This is a genomic window from Planococcus massiliensis (assembly GCF_000821325.1).
Lineage (GTDB): Bacteria > Bacillota > Bacilli > Bacillales_A > Planococcaceae > Planococcus > Planococcus ruber.
This window is the reverse complement of sequence record NZ_CCXS01000001.1, coordinates 666504-684564: the sequence shown is the minus strand read 5'-3', so window position 1 is coordinate 684564 and position 18061 is coordinate 666504. Positions and strand designations below refer to the sequence as shown.

Below are 18061 nucleotides of genomic sequence, written 5' to 3'. Positions count from 1 at the left end.
TAGCCCTTATACCAAGAAAAGCAGGGGGAGATTACTCCCCGCCGCCGATTTTTCCGATGAATCCATTAAATTTCTCTACAAGCGTCGTTCCAAAGTCGCCGCCTGAGAATGCTTGGGAAACTACACCTACTACGATGACAATAACTGCTGCAATCCCGATCCATTCCAACGTTTGAGATCCTCTTTCGTTATCTACTGCCGTTTTCATTGATGTCACCATTTGCAAGCTAAGGTCGTTTAATTTTTCTTTCATGTTAAATTCCTCCTAAAGTTTTATAGTATGTTGAAAATGCTGTTTTCTCCGTAAATCATATTCAGCAGCATCAGGCCTGCAATCATCATGATTGAAACCGGCGCCACTACAAATGTTGTTACCAAAGTGACTTTCGGCGATGCTTTGGCTGCCAGTTCTTTGACGCGCTCCTGTCTTAGCTGGCGCATATCTTCCGCCTGGATCTTAAAAGTCGTTGCGATAGGCACCCCTAGTTTCATGCCTTGGAGAAGAGATTTGATCAATTGCTGAAACTCTTCATTGTCATTGCGTTCCAGCAAGTTCCGATAAGCCGTTTCACGTTGCACCCCTAGGTCAATTTCCTGATTGAAGCGCATAAATTCCTCTCGGAGCGGACCGTCGAAAAAGCGTATCACCTCCCTTAATGCCTGGTCTAGGCTAACCCCAGCCTGAATACTCGTACTGATGGTATCCAGAAAATCGGGCAAATCCATTCTCAGTTTTTCCTGGCGTTTTTTCGCTTGCGACCTCACTAAGTAAATCGGGATAAAGTAGCCGATCAGCGGCAAGAAAACCAGGCCGTATTTAGAGAAGGGCAAGCCGATGATAAATGCGAGCATCGCTGCAAAAAATCCGATGATGAACAATAAAATCTTCAATCCTTGAAAGCGGGCAACCGTCAATTCATAAGGGTTGCCGGATTTTTTCAGCCAGTCGGCCACTTCAATGCTTTCACTAAAGAAATTGATGCGCTGTCCCAGTTCCGAAAATTCATCTGCATAGCCGCTTAACCGGCTGAACAGATTGGCTTTTTGTTTCTGTTTTTTCTTTTTCTTATCGAAACCATCAATCTGCGTCGTTTCGGAAACGTGCACGAGCACGCCCCTTTTTTCACTTACATAGACGGACCAGTTGCGGATTCCTAAAATCACCATGAACCAGAAGACAATAATCGTAAAAATAATGAGCGCATCCAAACCCTTCACCTACACTTTTATATTTGTAATTTGACGAATCAGGAAAAATGACAAGATGATTCCCAAGCCGAATGCAATCATCATAATGATGCCAATTGGCGTAGTCAGCGGATCCGTAAATCCATCAATGATGTTGTTCATGAACAAAAGAATGAATATGGGCATCGCCGGAACGATCAGCGAAATATAGCGCTGCTCAGAAGTCATCGTTTGGATGGTCTGATGCAGCAATTTCCGGTCTTCCAAGGTATGCGACATCGTTTCAAGCGTTGCCGCCAAATTGCCCCCTGTCCGCTTCTGAATCAGCAAGGTCGCGATAAATAATTGAAAGTCCCGCGAACTGTTCCTTTTCTGGACGGCCCTTAGCGCGGTTTCAAACGGCACTCCCAGTTTCAATTCATTCGAGAGCCGCTTGAACTCATCTTTCGCCGGTTCATTGACTTCCCTTGCCACCAAGTCAATTCCTTGGGTGATGGTCATTCCCGATCTGGCGCCATTCGCCAGAAGCCGGCAGACTTCACTGAGCTGTTCATTCAGGCGTTCTTCGTACTTGTTTTTTCGGATATAGAACAATAGAAAATGGCTGCTTACTAAAATACCGATGGTCAATATAATGCTTGGCAATGCCGCCATGCTGAAAATCATATTGAAAACCACGTAGAGCATGAGAACGCCCAGCACATGAATGCCGATGTATTCAGAAGCCAGCAGCGAAACGTTGGCGCTTTTGAGTTTCTTCGTCAGCTTCTCAGACATCGGAGATTCATCAAATCGGTCTCCCCAAACGCTGATGGCACTTTTTCTTTTTTCTTCGGGATACCAGGTTTTGAGCTTTTTCTTCCACTCCTGTTTTCCTCTGCGGTAGTCAAGGAACAAATAAACGCCAAAGAGCAGCGCCAAAACTGCTGCACTATATAAAATGGCAATGCTTATGTCCATTGAGCCACCTCCTCCTTGACCTGGAACATGGATTCATCCAAATCGATGCCGAATACCTTCAGGTGGTCCAGACATTTCGGAATATAGCCGGTCGGAGTAAAATGGCCGATGACTTCGCCATTTTTGCCGGTGCCGGTCCGCTTGAAAATAAACACATCCCGGATTTTAACGCCTTTGTCGTCATCTACATATACTTCTGAGATATTGACGATTTTGCGTTGCCCATCCCCGAGACGGTCAGCCTGGATGATATAATCCAGTGCTCCGACGATATACTCCCGGACGATTTCACTTGGCAAATCCATCCCCGCCATGATGACCATACCTTCGACCCGGCTAATGGCATCAACCGGCGAGTTGGAGTGGACGGTCGTCAGCGACCCTTCATGCCCGGTGTTCATTGCCTGCAGCATATCGAAAGCTTCCGCTCCCCGGACCTCCCCGACAATGATTCGGTCCGGACGCATGCGCAGCGAGTTCCGCACCAATTGGCGGATGCTGACTTCCCCTTGCCCTTCTACGTTTGGCGGACGCGCTTCCATACCGACAACGCTTCCCCTATTCAGCCTCAACTCTGCCGAATCCTCAATGGTAATGACCCGTTCATGGAGCGGAATCGATTTCGCTACAGCATTCAGCAGCGTCGTCTTCCCGCTCCCGGTTCCGCCGGAGATTAAGATATTAAGCTTTGCTTCTACAAGAGCCCGAATGAATTTGGACATGTTTTCATCCAAGGAAGAAAGCCGCAGCAAATCTTCCATTTCAAAGGGCTCTTTCCGAAATTTCCGGATCGACAGCAATGTACCGTTTAAACTGATGGGCGGAATGACGGCGTTCACCCGGCTGCCATCGGGCAAGCGGGCATCAACCATCGGCGAACTTTCATCAATTCGCCGGCCAAGCGGAGCGATTACCCGGTCGACAATGTGCCGGACATGCTCTTCGTTTTTAAAGGTGATATGGGAAGATTCCAGCCGGCCGTTTCGCTCCACGTGGATTTCTTTCGGTCCATTCACTAAAATTTCCGTAATCGTCGGATCTTTCAATAATTGCTCTAATGGGCCAAAACCTACTGTTTCATCTATTAAACGCGTCAAAAGCATTTCGCGGTCGGTTTTCGAGATGACCACTTTTTCTTCGAGCATGAACTGGCTGATCAGCCGTTCAATCGACAAGCGGCGCTCAGATTCTTCAGCGGCTATCAGCGGCTCTAAATTGGTTTCTGCCAGCAGGCGCGCTTTGTAATGCTCCAGCAATTCTTCCAAATATGGGCTCATTACTTGGGCGCTTTGTACCGCTACAGTCTCGCTGGCCGCTGCTGCTGATTCGGTTCTTTTCCGTTGAAAGAGCGACATCGCTTTCCCTCCTTCCTTCTAACATGGATTATTTCAGCATGGATACGACCCATTTCCGCATATCTTTTGCAGCGGGAGTAAGTTTTTTCTCTTTGGGCAATTTCCGGAGTGTCTCACCTTTGTTGATCGCGGTCTGTATTCCTTTTATATCGCGTCTGATTTCAGCTGCCACAGGGTATTCGATAAAACGTTCAATATCTTTCTTGCTTAATTCGTTTTCCCGTCCGACTTCATTCAGCACCAATTCCAGCCGGTCTGCAGTTGGAATCCCAAGCTTTTGGAACAATTCTTCCGTATGTTTGAAAACACGGATGGAAGGCGTATCCATTAACGTTGTGTAATAGATGCGGTCGGCTTCGACTAAGGCCGTATACGTACGTTCATCCATATTCACCGGCAAATCGACGATGATGAAATCATAGGCCCGGCGGCATACACGCAAAAGACGTGTAACAAAATCTTCTGTGATGTACTCAGCAAGTTCTGCATCGCAGGGACTGATGAGCAGCTCCATTTTCGATAGAGGCTCTTTTTCCGTTACGTTGCGTAAATGCTGTTCGGTCATTTCTTTGATGACCGGCTCCAAATCCAGAATATTTCTTGTGGTTTCTACACCCAAGTACGACTCCCCGCCTCCAAATTGCAGGTTGAGGTCGATATAGAGCACTTGAGCGGTGGACTCGAATTTTAAGGTTTGGGCGAAAGCAGTGCTCAATAAAGTTTTTCCGCTTCCTCCCTTGCCGCTATAGAAAGCGAATACTTGTCCGCTCCCGCGCTTGAAACTCAATTGCTTTTCTTTTTCTGGAGACTTTTCAAGCCGCGCAAGCATAATCGCCAATTGGTTTTCCAAGCCATTCAAATCTTCAGGAATGACGAAATAATCAATTGCCCCCGCTCTTACCAGATCGCGGAATAACTGAAAATCGTGGCTTTCGTGCACAAAGACCACCGGCGTCCCGTTAAGTTCTTGCTGGAGATAGGCATGGGTTTCCAAGTCCTTCCCAGGTTCGTGCAATAAAAGAACGAGCGCCGGATCCACGTTTTTCAGCTCCGAACGCAAATGGGTAGGGTCAAGCCACATATAGTCAAACTCACCTTCAAACTGCCGAGTGAGCAATGTAAATAATTCATTTTTCTGTCCGACAATCAATAGTTTCGATTCTTTCATATCCAAATCCCTCAGCTCTCCGGAGACGTTTCGGCTGCGTCATCCTGTTCTTTCTTGTCTGCTTCTTTTTTCTCTTCTGCTTTAGGTTTTTCTTCTTTCGGTTTTTCTCCAGCTTTTTCTGCCGGTTCTTTGGCAGCTTCCGTTTCAGCAGCTGTGTCCGTTTCCGGCGGGTCTTCTTTGCCAGCACCGACATTCGCTTTGATAATGCGGACACTATCTGCATAATTCTGCATATGTATTAACTTAGGTGCCTGTTCGAGTGAAACTTCCAGCTGCACGCCAGCAAACTTCTTATTGTCATTGGCTACACGCGCCACTTTTACGTCTTTCATGAAAATCTGTGTTTTGTTTTCATTGTCAAAACGGACAGAGACGATAATGTCAACCCGGTCCAAGGCTTCCAGCTCTTCGTCGAAAAACACACGATCCGAAGCCATTAAAGTGATGAGGCGATTATTCTCTTCCATTACTGCGGAAGCTTGCTTCAACATATTTTTCGTTATGAAGTCCCCTGCTGATAAAGGGATAACGGATACCTTATTTTGGAGGTCATCCGTGCTTGTAATATGCTGGTCGGTTAAAAACTTTTTTGGTATCTCTTCGACAGTTACGTCTTTCGGTGTGATGATGCTTCGAGAAGCGATATCCCCTTTGGCCGCATAGACTTTGACCATCGTCCCCAAATCGTTATTCAATTCCTTCACTTTCGATAATGTCAGGAAACCGGCCGTTCCTGCTAGAATGGCAGCTAGCACGAAAAAGATAATTGCTTTTCTTTTGGATTCAATCATTTTGGCACTCCCTTGGCATTAGGCATCTATTTCTCTACTTCTCGGCATTAGCAGGAAACTTTTTGCTCTTTGCTAAAATTTTCTTCGTTTAATAAAATTGGCAATATTATCCTTCACTTTTTATCTATATTTTAATTTCCTCTATATGCTTATCATTAAATTTATAAAGCTGTCAAAATCGTTTTTGTAAAAATGTACTTTTTACAGACAAAAAGTCTCATAGGTATTTTTTACCCTTCCGTGTCACAATGCCAACTATTCATTATCCTTTCATTTTATTTTGGGACCATCCTCCTTATAATGCTGCTCTATCCTTTTACCTTGCTTCTATACCTTTCATTCCCTTCTTTTAATCGGGACTTTTTAATCATTTTTTCAATTTTTTCATTATTAAAAAACCTCGAATTCAAGAGTTATTCAATAGAGATAAATACTCAAGACTTTGAGCTTAGTTATTCGCAATTGCCAATCTTGATACCAAGGTTTTTTCTTTTAATTTCCAATTATTTTTTCATTTTAATTATTGAATGTTTTTGTTCCTCTGCAATAAATCACCAAAAATAATAAAAAAATATAAAAAAGACAGAGAAGCTGGAAAAGCTTCTCTGTCTTTCGTCTGTCAAAATTAATCAGGTTGATAATTTAGACATGATTGCATATTCAAGTTTTTTTCTGATAAAGCCGCTCCATTTTTCAAATTCCACCAGAAATCCATCATGTCCAAACTTTGTTTCGATGATTTCCCAAGCGGCCCGAGGCTGAGATTCCAGCCATGGAACCATCAATTCACTCGGATAAAGAAAATCGTGCGTAAACGATAGCGCAAAAATTTCCACATCCAGAATTCCATCGCCTATATCATGGGTGTTCATCGCTTTTAAGAGCGTCAAATAACTATTGGCATCAAAGCGGTTCGCCAGTTTCTGCCCTTGATACCCCAAGTAGGATTCTACGTCATAGACGTGCCCAAAAGGTTTTCGGCCAAAGCGCTGATTGAACATTTCGCTGCTGCGGTATGTCACCATTCCGGCCATTCTCGCCACTTCAAAGCCTTTTATATCAGATGACTGTCTATAATAGCCGTTCTTAAAATGCGGATCGTTTTCAATCGCTTGAATGCCGATGTAATTGAAGGCGATGCCGTAGGCACTATAATAGGGGGTTACCGCAAGCGGAAAAATAATGTCCACAAATTCCGGATGGGATCTTCCCCATTCCAAGGTTTTCATGCCGCCAAGCGAGCCTCCAATAACTGCAGCCAAATGTGAAATCCCGAGTTCTTTCAACGCTTGATATTCCGCTTGGACCATGTCTTTTATCGTAATCGCCGGGAAAGCGGAACGATAAGCCTTCCCTGTTTTGGGATTGGTGGACAAGGGGCCGGTAGAGCCGTTGCAGCCCCCTAGCACATTGAACGTGATGACTTGGAAAACATTGGTGTCCACGGCATTTCCTGATCCGATCAATCCGGACCACCAGCCTGGAAGATCTGCGGTCCCTACTGCATGCTGATCTCCCGTCAACGCATGGCAAACGAGAACAACAGGACCGCCTTCGTTGCCGGTTCGTTCAAAGGCAAGCTCTGCATTTTCCAAGACTTCTCCAGATTCAAGAACCAAATTGCCGATGGATACACTGGTCATCCGTTTCCCCTCCTAGACGTTTTCAAGCACTGCCGATTTAATGGCCTGCTCCAGATCAGCGATTAAATCTTCCGGATCTTCAAGCCCGACCGACAAGCGGATCAATTCTTCTGTGACCCCTGCCCCCTCCAATTCTTCTTTGTTCAATTGCTGGTGGGTAGTAGATGCCGGATGGATTATCAGCGATTTCGCATCGCCGACGTTTGCTACATGCGACCACAATCCGACGCCATCAATCACTTTGCGACCGGCTTCACGGCCGCCTTTGACTCCGAAACTCACGATTGAACCATAGCCGTCTTTCAGATATTTTTTCGCCAGCTGATGGGATGGATGATTTTCAAAGCCGATGTAATTAACCCATTCGACTTGTGGATGCTGCTGAAGATATTCGGCAACTACCCGTGCATTGCTATTATGGCGCGGAATTCGCAAATGCAGGGTTTCAAGTCCCTGCAAGAAAGCGTGGGCGCTTTCCGGGCTTAGTGAAGGACCGAAATCGCGCAGCAATTGGACACGCAGCTTCGTCGCAAATGAAGCGCCTTCTGCATCAATGCCGTAGCGGATGCCATGGTAGCTTTCATCCGGCTCCGTGTAATTCGGGAATTTCGGATTGTTCCAGTTGAACTTTCCGCCGTCTACCACAACCCCGCCAATGGTCGTTCCATGGCCGCCAATCCATTTCGTCGCGGAATGGATGACGACATCTGCACCAAAAGCGATCGGATTGCTGCCGTACGGAGAAGCGAACGTATTGTCGATCAATAAAGGAATTTGGTTTTCGTGGGCGATTTCCGCCACTTTTTCCACATCAAATACATTCAAGCTTGGGTTTCCGATAATTTCACCGAAGATCGCTTTGGTTTTATCCGTGATGGCTGCACGGAAGTTTTCCGGATCTGTTCCATCCGCAAATTTCACTTTGATGCCGTAGCGCGGAAGTGTGTTGGAGAATAAGCTTACCGTACCGCCGTATAGATTGCTGTCAGCCAAAATTTCATCGCCCGCCTCAGCGACGTTTAAAATAGAAAATGCAATGGCCGCCATCCCGGAAGACAAGGCAACAGCTGCTGTCCCCCCTTCCAGCAAAGCGACGCGCTGTTCAAAAACGTCTACCGTCGGATTCATAATGCGCGAATAGATATTTCCGGTTTCTTTTAAACCGAAGAGATTTTGGGCATGCTCTGAACTTTTGAATACATAAGAAGTGGTTTTGTGGATGGCTACGCCTCTCGCGCCTGTCGTTGGATCGGGTTCCTGTCCGCCGTGCAATAAAAGCGTTTCGGGTTTGAAATTTGTCATTTTTATTCCTCCTAGTTTTTATTGATGAAAACCGAAGACGAGGAGGGAATAGAAAAAAGCCCTCTTCGTTAAGAAGAGGGCCGTCATATACGGAAATACCTCCTCTCATCTGCCAGACCGTTGCCGATCTGTAGGATTTAGCACCTTTCCAAGCAATTGCTTGGTGGTTGCCGGGCATCATAGGGCCTATTCCCTCCGCCTCTCTTGATAAGAGTATTCAGATTTAGTTTTTCATCTTGTTTAGCAGTATAAAAACATCGTCTACATTTGTCAAGCGGATAATTCAAAAAATTTTGAAACCTCCACTTCTCTTTAAACGTTTAATACTTTATAGAGGAGATGATGAGATGATTCTTTGGTTTACCTGCACTCTTATAATTGGTTATTTAATTGGTTCACTCCACGGATCCTCCATCGCACAGCTGATTTCAGGGATCAATGTCAAAAAAGAAGGCGTAAAAAACTCCGGCGCTTCCAACGCGGCAATTGTTCTCGGTTGGAAATTCGGCGCACTTGTCGCTTTGATCGACATTTCCAAAGGAATCGCCGCTGTCTTGGGGTTAAAGATTCTATTAAATCAGTTCAATTTATCTGGCGAATTGGCCTGGACATTGCTGTTTGTTATGAGCGCGGCTGTCGTCATCGGCCACAACTTCCCGTTCTATATGAACTTTGACGGCGGAAAAGGCACTGCGTCCATTATTGGCGTCATGCTTGCACTGGATTGGAAACTGGGGCTTGCCGGCGGATTGCTGCTGGTCGCTTGCGCTTTAGCAACAGATTATTTGGTCGTTGGCGTTCTCGTCCTGTATGGCATGCTGTTCGCCATCGCCTATTTTCCAGCAGACGGCATTTGGCCGCTTCTCACAGCCTTCGGACTTTTTGCCATGGCTTTCTGGAAACACATCGAAAACATTAAACGAATCAAAAACGGAACAGAAAGCAAAGTTTCTTCTGTCTTCCGCAAGAAAGCCGGGCCGGTTTAATGGCCGGCTTTTTAAATTTTAAATTATTTTTAAAAAGTTTCTTGACTTTTCTGCGTTGACGCACTAAAGTGAGAATTACAAATCGAATAGATACATCACTTTCTTATCCAGAGAAACCGAGGGACAGGCCCTATGACGTTTCGGCAGCGGATTCGCTTTTAGCGAAAACTGTGCTAATTCCTGCAAATGCATATATGTGCATTTGGAAGATGAGAATTGAGATGGTTTCAGTACGGAGCCCTCTTTTTTCTTATGGACAGGAAAAAAGAGGGCTCTTTTTGTTTTATTCTTTGCAGATTTGTATGATTTCGATTTACACAGCAACAGCATGAGGAGGCTATTTGAATGATTCAATTTGAGGGGGTTACAAAAACCTACCATTCCGGGAAACAGGAAATCCACGCATTGAACGGCATCGATTTAACTGTTGAAACCGGCGAAATATACGGCGTGATCGGCTTTAGCGGCGCGGGCAAGAGTTCGCTTATCCGCACAGTCAATTTACTGGAACGCCCCACAAACGGACGGGTGCTCATCCACGGCAAAGACATTTCCACCCTTACCAGCAAAGAAATCCGCGATACCCGAAAAGACATCGGGATGATTTTCCAGCATTTCAATCTATTGAATTCAAAAACGGTATTCCATAATGTCGCGATGCCGCTGATTTTGGCAAAAACGCCGAAAAACCAAATTAAAGAACAAGTGAAAAGCCTGCTTGAATTTGTCGGCTTGGCGGATCAGGCGGAAAAATATCCGGATCAGCTATCCGGCGGACAGAAGCAGCGAATCGGGATTGCTCGGGCATTAGCGACCAACCCTTCCGTCCTCCTTTGCGATGAAGCTACATCCGCCCTTGATCCCCAGACGACCCAGGCGATTTTGGACTTGCTGCGGCGCATCAACCGCGAATACAATATCACGATATTATTAATCACTCATGAAATGGGAGTTATCCGGGAAATTTGCGATAAAGTCGCGGTCCTCGAAGCTGGAAAAGTCATCGAGCAAGGTTCTGTATACGAAGTTTTCACCAATCCGCAGCAGCCGACCACTCAGCGATTTGTCCGCTCGGTCATGAACGATGAGCTGCCGGAATCGCTGTTGACGAAAATCCAAGATCCAGCGCAGAACCATTCCATCTACCGCGTCCAATTTACAGGCTCGTCAGTCGGACAGCCGCTCATGTCTCAAGTATCGCGCGAATTCAATCTTGATCTCAATGTCCTATTCGGAAATATCACGGAACTGCAAGGCGAACCATATGGCAACTTGATTGTTGAGTTTTCGGGAAGTTTAAGCGAGATCCAACGTGCGCTGACTGCGATCCGCAGCGATTCGGTCAAAGTCGAGGAGGTAAAAAATTATGCTAGTTAACAACGAACAGATAATAGAAGCCTTATGGGAAACGGTTTATATGACCGGCGCTTCGTTCTTATTCTCAATCATTATCGGTTTCCCGCTTGGCATCTTGCTTGTCGTAACTAGAAAAGGGCATTTGCTGGCAAACGAACCGGTTTCAAAAGTGCTGAACGTCATCATCAACATTTTCCGGTCAGTGCCTTTCATCATTTTGATGGTCGCGATTATTCCGCTCACCCGGTTGATTGTCGGTACATCCATCGGCACTGCCGCTGCCATCGTGCCGCTAGTGTTTTATGCAGGGCCGTACATTGCCCGCCTGATTGAAAACTCACTTCTCGAAGTCGACAAAGGGGTCATCGAAGCAGCACAGGCGATGGGTGCAACGCCGGGCCAAATTATTTTCCGTTTCCTCATCCCGGAAGCTTTAAGTTCATTGGTCCTCGCTTTAACGATTGCGATTGTCGGATTGATTGGTGCATCTGCAATGGCGGGGGCTATCGGGGGCGGCGGCCTTGGAGACTTGGCCATTACTTACGGCTACCAGCGCTTCGACACAGTCGTCATGCTGATTACCGTTGCTATACTCGTTATTCTTGTTCAAGGCGTTCAGTCTGCCGGCAACTTGCTATCTAAGAAAGTACGAAGAAGTTAACTATATTAAGTTGAAGAAAAGAATCCCTTATAAAAGTCGCTCGGCGCTTTGGGGAAGCTATCACAATAAGCCTGGCTGGAGAACGCCAGTCTTAATGCTAACGCTACCCCGGAGGCGCGCCGGCGCTAAGAGATTTCTTGATATGGAGCAAAACAGCGGAGACTCCTGCGGCTTAGCGATTCGACCGATACACCGCAGGAAGCGAAGCGGACGAGGAGAATTGGGCGGGAGCCCGCTGGAAAGCGCAGCTATTTTGCGGAATATCAGTTAGCGGATTCTTTAGCTCTACTTATATACAAATAATTTATTGGAGGAATACATCATGAAAAAAATTACATTGACGGTTTTATTCGCATTATTGGCATTGGTCCTTGCGGCTTGCGGCGATGATGCTTCAGGCGAAGAAGGAAACAGAAAAATAACGCTCGGAATTAGCGGATCCGATACATCCATTTGGGATTTTGTTGCAGAAAAAGCGGAAAAAGAAGGCATTGACCTTGAAATCATCACATTCTCTGACTACGTGGCACCGAACTTGGCGCTTGCTGAAGGCGAACTGGACTTGAACGCCTTCCAGACCATCTCTTATTTCGACGAGTTTGTAGCTGAACATGATATCGACATCGTACCGATCGGGTCAACCGTGATTGCACCGATGGGACTCTACTCTGACAAATACGAATCAATCGATGAACTGCCAAACGGATCACAAATCGCCGTACCGAACGAAGCAACGAACATGGGACGCGCTTTGCTTCTTCTTCAAGAAGCAGGCTTGATTAAATTATCGGACGATGCAGGACTTACAGGCACAGCTGATGACATTATTGAGAACCCGAAAAACATTGAAATTATGCCGATGGTTTCAGGGCATACGCCGCGTGCAATGCCGGATGTTGCCGGATCAATCATCAATAACGGCGTCGCAGTTGATGCTGGCTTGAATCCAACTGAAGATCCAATTGCTGCAGAAAGCGATACAGCAACTCCTTACATCAACCTGATTGCAGCAAGTGCTGAAAATGCCGAAGACGAAGACTTCTTGAAAATTGTAGAACTTTACCAGCAAGACGATACAGCTGATTTCATCGTAGAACATACAAAAGGCGCTTCCATCCCGACATTTATCCCAGTAGAAGAATTGGTTGATTATCAGTAAGAAAAGCGGAAATGGCCCGTTAGCCCCGAAAGGCATAAGACGAATCAGCGAAGCGGCGTTCTTTGCCGCACAGCTGGTTTGGCTTATGACCCGAGGGGCTGGCCGTTGGAGTCTGGACAGTAAGAAAAGCGGAAAGAGCCGGTTAGCTTCGGCAGCCATAAGATGGTCCACGAGGAGGCTGTTGCCGCCGCAGTGGGCCAGCTTATGGCCGAGAAGCTGGCTCTTGCAGCTGGACAGTAAGAAAAGCGGAAATGGCCGTTTAGCCTCGACAAGCTTAAGACGAATTGCCGAAGCGGCGCTTTTTGCCGCACAGGCGAGACGGCTTAAGACCTCGAGAGGCTGGCCGTTGCAGCTAGACAGTAAGAAAAGCGGAAAGAGCCATCCATACACCAAAACCTAAGGAGGAATTTCAATGACAGCAATCAAAGAAGCAGCTCAAACCATTTCCCAATCCATCGAATCAAACCGTGGGGTCTATATCGAAACCAGCCAAGCGATCCATGCGAAACCCGAAATCGGAAACGAAGAGTTCTTCGCCAGCGCCACTTTGGTGAAGCTTCTCGAAGAAGCAGGATTCACTGTAGAAACTGGCGTCGCCGGGCATGAAACAGCATTCTTTGCGAGCAAAGACAGTACGCTTCCCGGCCCAACCATCGCTTACTTGGCAGAATACGACGCTCTCCCTGGAATCGGCCATGCTTGCGGACACAATATTATTGGCACAACGAGCGTCGCTGCTGCGATTGCGTTAGCTGAAACCCTCTCGGCAACCGGCGGCCGTGTTGTCGTGCTTGGCACACCAGCAGAAGAAGGCGGCCCGAACGGAAGTGCGAAAGGAAGTTTTGTAAAGCATGGTTTCCTTGAAGGCATTGATGCTGCGCTCATGATCCACCCATCCGGAAAAACAGCCGTCACTGGCCCTTCCCTCGCAGTGGATCCGCTAGAATTCCATTTTTACGGAAAACCGGCCCATGCAGCGGGCGCTCCAGAAGAAGGCATTAATGCCCTTGACGCTGTGCTCCAGCTTTTCAACAGCATCAATGCCCTTCGCCAGCAATTGCCTTCAGATGCACGCGTCCATGGCATCATCACCCATGGCGGCGATGCTCCAAATATTATTCCAGAATATGCAGCGGCCCGCTTTTACATTCGCGGCGATTCATGGAAAAAGACTTCTGACACGGCCGCAAAAATCCGGGCGATTGCAGAAGGCGCTGCACTGGCTACAGGCACAACCGTTAAAATTGTGCGCTTCCAAAATGAAGTGCAGGACCTTGTGTTGACTCCCGCTTTAGATCAGGTAGTCCAAAGCGAACTGGAAGCAGTCGGCGAAGAGGTGGCTACTTCCCGCGCGAAAGGCCTTGGATCAACCGATGCCGGCAATATCAGCTATGCCGTGCCGACTGCGCATCCTTATATCAAAATTGGACCGGATGACTTGGTTGGCCATACTGCAGAGTTCCGGGAAGCAGCTAAATCAGATGCAGGCAATGAAGCGTTGATTAAAGGCGCCAAAGCGTTAGCGAATACAGGCTACCGTTTATTGACCGAACCGGCTTTGCTGGCTGAAGTAAAGGAAGCCCATGCAAAAGCCTTGCAGGATAAACAGCTATAACCCGAAAAGCCGGAACTTCCTTAATCGGAAGTTCCGGCTTTTTGTTTGTTTAGCCTCTTCTTTTCTCGTATTTCCAAAATTTATTATTTTCGTGCTAAAATCATAACAGAACATATTTTAGGAGGAATACGATGTTTGAAACTTTAATCGAACGGCTTATTCGCTATGCCAAGATCGATACCCAATCAGATCCCGAAAGTACAGCTACCCCTTCCACTTCAGGACAATGGGATTTGCTGAATGTACTTGAAAAAGAAATGAAAGACATCGGCCTCGAAGAAGTCGAAACAGATGAATATGGCTATTTGTTTGGTACGCTTCCGGCAAATACAGAAAAAGAAATGCCTGTTATCGGTTTTCTGGCGCATGTGGATACCGCTCCTGATTTTACAGGAAAAAACGTAAACCCGCAGCGTATTGATCATTACGACGGAAAAGATATTCCGTTAAACGACTCTGTCATCATGTCCACTACTGATTTCCCGGACCTCAAAAATTATGTGGGCCATACATTGCTGACTACTGACGGAACCACGCTTCTTGGAGCTGACAATAAAGCCGGCGTAGCGGAAATCATGACGGCCATGGAATACTTGGTGCAGCATCCGGAAATCGAACATGGAAAAATCCGTGTGGCTTTCACGCCGGACGAAGAAATCGGACGCGGTCCGCATAAATTTGATGTGGCACGTTTTGGCGCTGACTATGCTTACACGATGGACGGCGGCCCTCTTGGTGAATTGCAATATGAAAGCTTTAATGCCGCTGCCGGCAAATTGACGGTGCAAGGGAAAAGCGTACACCCGGGATCGGCTAAAGACAAAATGGTGAATGCACAAACCATCGCCATCCGTTTCCAAGAGCACATGCCAAAAAATGAAGTGCCGGAAGCAACCGAAGGCTATGAAGGGTTTATTCACTTGAACAACTTCAACGGCAATGTGGAAAAAGCTGTTCTTTCCTATATTATTAGAGATTTTGATAAAGAAAAATTCGAAGCCAAAAAACAGCTGATGCAAGAAACCGCTGAGAAATTGCAGCAGGAATACGGTGCTGAGGCAGTCACTTTGGAACTCGAAGACCAATACTATAATATGCGTGAAAAAATCGAACCCGTAATGGAGATTGTCGATTTAGCAGAGAACGCGATGAAAACGATTGGCATTGAACCAAATATTGTTCCTGTCAGAGGCGGAACGGACGGCTCCCAGCTTTCCTATATGGGCTTGCCGACGCCGAATATTTTCACTGGCGGAGAAAATTATCATGGCCAGTACGAATTCATTTCCGTGGATAATATGGAAAAAGCCACTCGCGTCATTCTTGAAATCGCGAAAATCCCACAATAAAAATAAGCGCCCGCGGGCGCTTATTTTTTTATAGAATCGCTCTTCCATTCTGGGCAAGTGCATAATGGATGCCGTGCTGCAAAGTTTGGAAGCAGTTAAATTTAGATAGATCGATACCAGATTCTGTAATAACCATGCTCATCTGAGGGGAAATTCCCACAAGAATGGTTTTGGTTCCGATCAAACCTGCCGTTGATCCCAATTTTTCAATGAGACTGGCAGCCTCCTGCGTAAAGCGGTCATTCAGCCCCGTTAGATCCAGCACTAAATAATTCGCTTTATGTTTCGGCAGATTTTGCAATGTTTTCACCAGCAGCTCTTCTGCCCTTGCTTGGTCATACGTTCCGAGAAGCGGCACCACGACAATGTCTTCCAGAACCGGGATAATCGGAGATGAAATTTCTTTGATCAAACTGTTTAGTTCACCTGTCTTTTCTTGGACCAATCTCTCCAGCTGATCGATCTGTTCGGCCTCTTTTAGCCGGGCAAAGCGGTGAATATTCTCTTCTATGTTTTGCTCTGACGGGAAATACTCGATAATCGTTTCCTCATATCCATCAATTTGATGATGGACGATGCTGTACCAAATGCTTGTATTGAAAAGTTTGCTGAAAATCCCGGCGTAATGGGCAGCCAAATAGCTTCCGCCTTCTTTTTTCCCTTGCGCTACATTAATTTTATGCTCCCAGCTATTCTTCAAATGCACACGAAGCGTTTGTTTGGCTTCATCCATATCCTGTATTTTCGCAAGTCCCCATCCAGCAGATGCATATGTATTCGTAATCAGATTGGCTGCTTCAGCAACCGACACATTCTCCATTTCCGAGAAATAATCCCCTACCAGCAACCCTTGCCGGAATCCCGTCGATTCCATAACAACGCTTGCCGCATCTTCTCCGGAAATCTCTTCAATCGAATCAAAAAAGATTTTCATGGCAGAAGCTGTCCAGAAAAGCACCGAATCCTGTCCTTCAAATATGAATCTTCCTTCTTCCAGGTCCCATTCAAAACTCAGTCCACCTACGTTTATTGAAGGTTTTGTTTCCATGATCCAACTCCTCTCGTTCACTCCCTCTATTTTACCATAATGTTTGACAAGCTATTAGAAATAGCCCGAATAGGCATGAATTTAGAGCATTTTGATGCCAGAGGCGATACCTGCATGTTTTAAAACTCTCTATAAAAGGAATAAACCAGTAACAGACAAAGAAAGAGGTGCTTTCCATGAGTGACAAAAAACCTTTCGAAGGAAAAGAGCGCGAAACAAAAGACGGCGCTCCTATGGATAATCCTGAACAATTCAAGACGGACAAAAAAACGATGCATGAAATGTTCAAAGAAGAACAAACAGTGGACTCCCTCCCTCTTGAAGATTTGAAGCAGGAAAAAGCGGAAGAAGGCAAGCCGCGCGCTACAAAAGAAGATTCATCCAGCGAAGAAAAGTTCCCGGATTAATAATCAAAATACATCTACTTTTCTGAAGAACCGCAAGGCTAATGCCTTGCGGTTCTTTTATGTTATGATTCTCTTTGGAACAGGAGTGGATACATTTGAAAAACTGGATATACCCAGTAATGGTCGTTGTTGCGGCCAGCTGTTATGGAGTACTTTCTACGATTATAAAAGTCGCCATGAGCCATGGCTTTACAACAGCCGAAGCTGTTACAAGCCAATATTTTACCGGTTTTGTACTAGCGGCTATTTTATTTGCCGTAACGCAAAGAAGCCTTCCGCGCCTACGCGGTTGGAAGATTCTTGTCTTATCCGGGTCGTTCACTGCAGCGACTGGAATGGTTTATAGCCATTCGCTTAATTACTTGCCAGCCTCGCTGGCAGTCGTGCTCTTATTCCAATTCACTTGGATCGGCATGTTCATGGATTGTATCGCAAACCGAAGATGGTTGAAGCGTATAGAAGTGATTTCGCTTCTCATATTGTTCGGGGGAACGATTCTTGCTGCCGGAGTTATTGACGCTGATTTAAGCGGCATCCCTTGGCAAGGATGGGGATGGGGAATTGGAGCTGCATTCTGCTTCTCAGCGTTCATGTTTGTCAATGGCAAGCAAATCGAAGGCATGGATACAACAACCCGCCTATTTTATGTGTCACTGGCAGCGGCTCTTGTCATCGCAGTCTTCCAGACGCCTGAAATCATGTGGAACGGAACTTTCTTCGGAGAAGGGTTATGGATATACGGCCTCCTTCTAGGATTCTTTGGAATCATCATGCCGATTTATTTTTTCTCAATTGCCGTCCCTCACGTAGGGTCGGGGCTAGCTTCCATTTTAAGTGCGATGGAACTGCCAGTCGCCGTTATTGCTTCGGTCATCATCTTAAGTGAATCTTTGACAGTGCTCCAGATTGTCGGCATCTTCGTCGTCCTTACTGGAATGGTGCTGCCAAGCATGTTCAACCGAACCCCAAAACCAGTCGAACGTGTTGAAGAACCTGCTTAACTAAGCAGGTTTTTTCTTTGCCCAATTTCTCCACGTTTATTTCCCGAGAAAACAGGAATACTAGAAGTAAGT

Annotated in this window: 17 protein-coding genes and 2 riboswitches; of the genes, 8 read left to right on the top strand and 9 right to left on the bottom strand. The window is 46.2% G+C overall.

What is annotated here, in order from left to right; genetic code table 11:
• Positions 1-31: 31 nt before the first annotated feature.
• The 8 genes from BN1080_RS03465 to BN1080_RS03430 form a co-directional block, all read right to left on the bottom strand.
• Positions 32-253 (bottom strand): hypothetical protein, encoded by a 222-nt coding sequence (locus BN1080_RS03465; protein ID WP_052650557.1) that lies wholly within the window; start codon positions 251-253, stop codon positions 32-34.
• 20 nt (positions 254-273) lie between these two features.
• Positions 274-1209, bottom strand: a complete 936-nt coding sequence (locus BN1080_RS03460) for a type II secretion system F family protein (RefSeq protein WP_052650556.1) — start codon at positions 1207-1209, stop codon at positions 274-276.
• A gap of 9 nt (positions 1210-1218) precedes the next feature.
• Positions 1219-2148 carry a type II secretion system F family protein gene (locus BN1080_RS03455; protein WP_110925560.1) on the bottom strand — a complete coding sequence of 310 codons (930 nt, stop codon included), beginning with the start codon at positions 2146-2148 and terminating at the stop codon, positions 1219-1221.
• Positions 2139-3503, bottom strand: a complete 1365-nt coding sequence (locus BN1080_RS03450; protein WP_052650555.1) for a TadA family conjugal transfer-associated ATPase — start codon at positions 3501-3503, stop codon at positions 2139-2141. Before BN1080_RS03450 ends, BN1080_RS03455 begins: the two co-directional genes overlap by 10 nt.
• A gap of 28 nt (positions 3504-3531) precedes the next feature.
• Positions 3532-4671: a CpaE/TadZ family protein gene (locus tag BN1080_RS03445; protein ID WP_052650554.1), complete on the bottom strand. Its 1140-nt coding sequence runs from the start codon at positions 4669-4671 to the stop codon at positions 3532-3534.
• 11 nt (positions 4672-4682) lie between these two features.
• Positions 4683-5462, bottom strand: coding sequence for a Flp pilus assembly protein CpaB (gene cpaB, locus BN1080_RS03440; RefSeq protein WP_052650553.1), 780 nt, complete (start codon positions 5460-5462; stop codon positions 4683-4685).
• Between the two features lie 629 nt (positions 5463-6091).
• Complete coding sequence (metX, locus tag BN1080_RS03435; RefSeq protein ID WP_052650552.1) at positions 6092-7105, bottom strand: homoserine O-acetyltransferase MetX; 1014 nt, start codon at positions 7103-7105, stop codon at positions 6092-6094.
• A 12-nt stretch (positions 7106-7117) separates the two neighbouring features.
• Positions 7118-8407, bottom strand: coding sequence for an O-acetylhomoserine aminocarboxypropyltransferase/cysteine synthase family protein (locus tag BN1080_RS03430; protein WP_052650551.1), 1290 nt, complete (start codon positions 8405-8407; stop codon positions 7118-7120).
• 102 nt (positions 8408-8509) lie between these two features.
• Positions 8510-8621, bottom strand: a riboswitch (SAM riboswitch).
• A gap of 133 nt (positions 8622-8754) precedes the next feature.
• On the opposite strand from BN1080_RS03430, the gene BN1080_RS03425 reads away from it, so the two are divergent.
• The 6 genes from BN1080_RS03425 (at position 8755) to pepT (ending at position 15533) form a co-directional block, all read left to right on the top strand.
• On the top strand, positions 8755-9393 hold the full coding sequence (locus BN1080_RS03425; RefSeq protein WP_052650550.1) for a glycerol-3-phosphate acyltransferase: 639 nt from the start codon (positions 8755-8757) through the stop codon (positions 9391-9393).
• A gap of 100 nt (positions 9394-9493) precedes the next feature.
• Positions 9494-9609, top strand: a riboswitch (SAM riboswitch).
• Between the two features lie 129 nt (positions 9610-9738).
• Positions 9739-10770 carry a methionine ABC transporter ATP-binding protein gene (locus BN1080_RS03420; protein ID WP_052650549.1) on the top strand — a complete coding sequence of 344 codons (1032 nt, stop codon included), beginning with the start codon at positions 9739-9741 and terminating at the stop codon, positions 10768-10770.
• Positions 10760-11410, top strand: coding sequence for a methionine ABC transporter permease (locus BN1080_RS03415; protein WP_052650548.1), 651 nt, complete (start codon positions 10760-10762; stop codon positions 11408-11410). The genes BN1080_RS03420 and BN1080_RS03415 overlap by 11 nt, the downstream gene beginning before the upstream one ends.
• A gap of 322 nt (positions 11411-11732) precedes the next feature.
• On the top strand, positions 11733-12569 hold the full coding sequence (locus BN1080_RS03410; RefSeq protein WP_052650547.1) for a MetQ/NlpA family ABC transporter substrate-binding protein: 837 nt from the start codon (positions 11733-11735) through the stop codon (positions 12567-12569).
• Positions 12570-12981: 412 nt separating this feature from the next.
• On the top strand, positions 12982-14184 hold the full coding sequence (locus BN1080_RS03400) for a M20 family metallopeptidase (RefSeq protein ID WP_052650545.1): 1203 nt from the start codon (positions 12982-12984) through the stop codon (positions 14182-14184).
• Between the two features lie 131 nt (positions 14185-14315).
• On the top strand, positions 14316-15533 hold the full coding sequence (pepT, locus tag BN1080_RS03395) for a peptidase T (RefSeq protein ID WP_052650544.1): 1218 nt from the start codon (positions 14316-14318) through the stop codon (positions 15531-15533).
• 28 nt (positions 15534-15561) lie between these two features.
• Here pepT and BN1080_RS03390 read toward each other — a convergent pair whose 3' ends face one another.
• A complete protein-coding gene (locus BN1080_RS03390) occupies positions 15562-16581 on the bottom strand; it encodes an STAS domain-containing protein (protein WP_052650543.1) in 1020 nt (339 codons plus the stop codon).
• 176 nt (positions 16582-16757) lie between these two features.
• On the opposite strand from BN1080_RS03390, the gene BN1080_RS03385 reads away from it, so the two are divergent.
• Both BN1080_RS03385 and BN1080_RS03380 read left to right on the top strand, forming a co-directional pair.
• Positions 16758-16988 carry a hypothetical protein gene (locus tag BN1080_RS03385; RefSeq protein WP_052650542.1) on the top strand — a complete coding sequence of 77 codons (231 nt, stop codon included), beginning with the start codon at positions 16758-16760 and terminating at the stop codon, positions 16986-16988.
• A gap of 95 nt (positions 16989-17083) precedes the next feature.
• The gene (locus tag BN1080_RS03380; RefSeq protein WP_199876582.1) at positions 17084-17989 is read left to right on the top strand and encodes an EamA family transporter; all 906 of its coding nucleotides are present in this window, start codon (positions 17084-17086) and stop codon (positions 17987-17989) included.
• The last annotated feature ends 72 nt before the right edge of the window (positions 17990-18061 follow it).

What these genes read in the sequence shown, in the direction of transcription:
- BN1080_RS03465 (WP_052650557.1), bottom strand. Translation starts at nt 253, where the DNA reads ATGAAAGAAAAATTAAACGACCTTAGCTTGCAAATGGTGACATCAATG.
- BN1080_RS03455 (WP_110925560.1), bottom strand. Translation starts at nt 2,148, where the DNA reads ATGGACATAAGCATTGCCATTTTATATAGTGCAGCAGTTTTGGCGCTG.
- BN1080_RS03450 (WP_052650555.1), bottom strand. Translation starts at nt 3,503, where the DNA reads ATGTCGCTCTTTCAACGGAAAAGAACCGAATCAGCAGCAGCGGCCAGC.
- BN1080_RS03445 (WP_052650554.1), bottom strand. Translation starts at nt 4,671, where the DNA reads ATGAAAGAATCGAAACTATTGATTGTCGGACAGAAAAATGAATTATTT.
- cpaB (WP_052650553.1), bottom strand. Translation starts at nt 5,462, where the DNA reads ATGATTGAATCCAAAAGAAAAGCAATTATCTTTTTCGTGCTAGCTGCC.
- metX (WP_052650552.1), bottom strand. Translation starts at nt 7,105, where the DNA reads ATGACCAGTGTATCCATCGGCAATTTGGTTCTTGAATCTGGAGAAGTC.
- BN1080_RS03430 (WP_052650551.1), bottom strand. Translation starts at nt 8,407, where the DNA reads ATGACAAATTTCAAACCCGAAACGCTTTTATTGCACGGCGGACAGGAA.
- BN1080_RS03425 (WP_052650550.1), top strand. Translation starts at nt 8,755, where the DNA reads ATGATTCTTTGGTTTACCTGCACTCTTATAATTGGTTATTTAATTGGT.
- BN1080_RS03420 (WP_052650549.1), top strand. Translation starts at nt 9,739, where the DNA reads ATGATTCAATTTGAGGGGGTTACAAAAACCTACCATTCCGGGAAACAG.
- BN1080_RS03415 (WP_052650548.1), top strand. Translation starts at nt 10,760, where the DNA reads ATGCTAGTTAACAACGAACAGATAATAGAAGCCTTATGGGAAACGGTT.
- BN1080_RS03410 (WP_052650547.1), top strand. Translation starts at nt 11,733, where the DNA reads ATGAAAAAAATTACATTGACGGTTTTATTCGCATTATTGGCATTGGTC.
- BN1080_RS03400 (WP_052650545.1), top strand. Translation starts at nt 12,982, where the DNA reads ATGACAGCAATCAAAGAAGCAGCTCAAACCATTTCCCAATCCATCGAA.
- pepT (WP_052650544.1), top strand. Translation starts at nt 14,316, where the DNA reads ATGTTTGAAACTTTAATCGAACGGCTTATTCGCTATGCCAAGATCGAT.
- BN1080_RS03390 (WP_052650543.1), bottom strand. Translation starts at nt 16,581, where the DNA reads ATGGAAACAAAACCTTCAATAAACGTAGGTGGACTGAGTTTTGAATGG.
- BN1080_RS03385 (WP_052650542.1), top strand. Translation starts at nt 16,758, where the DNA reads ATGAGTGACAAAAAACCTTTCGAAGGAAAAGAGCGCGAAACAAAAGAC.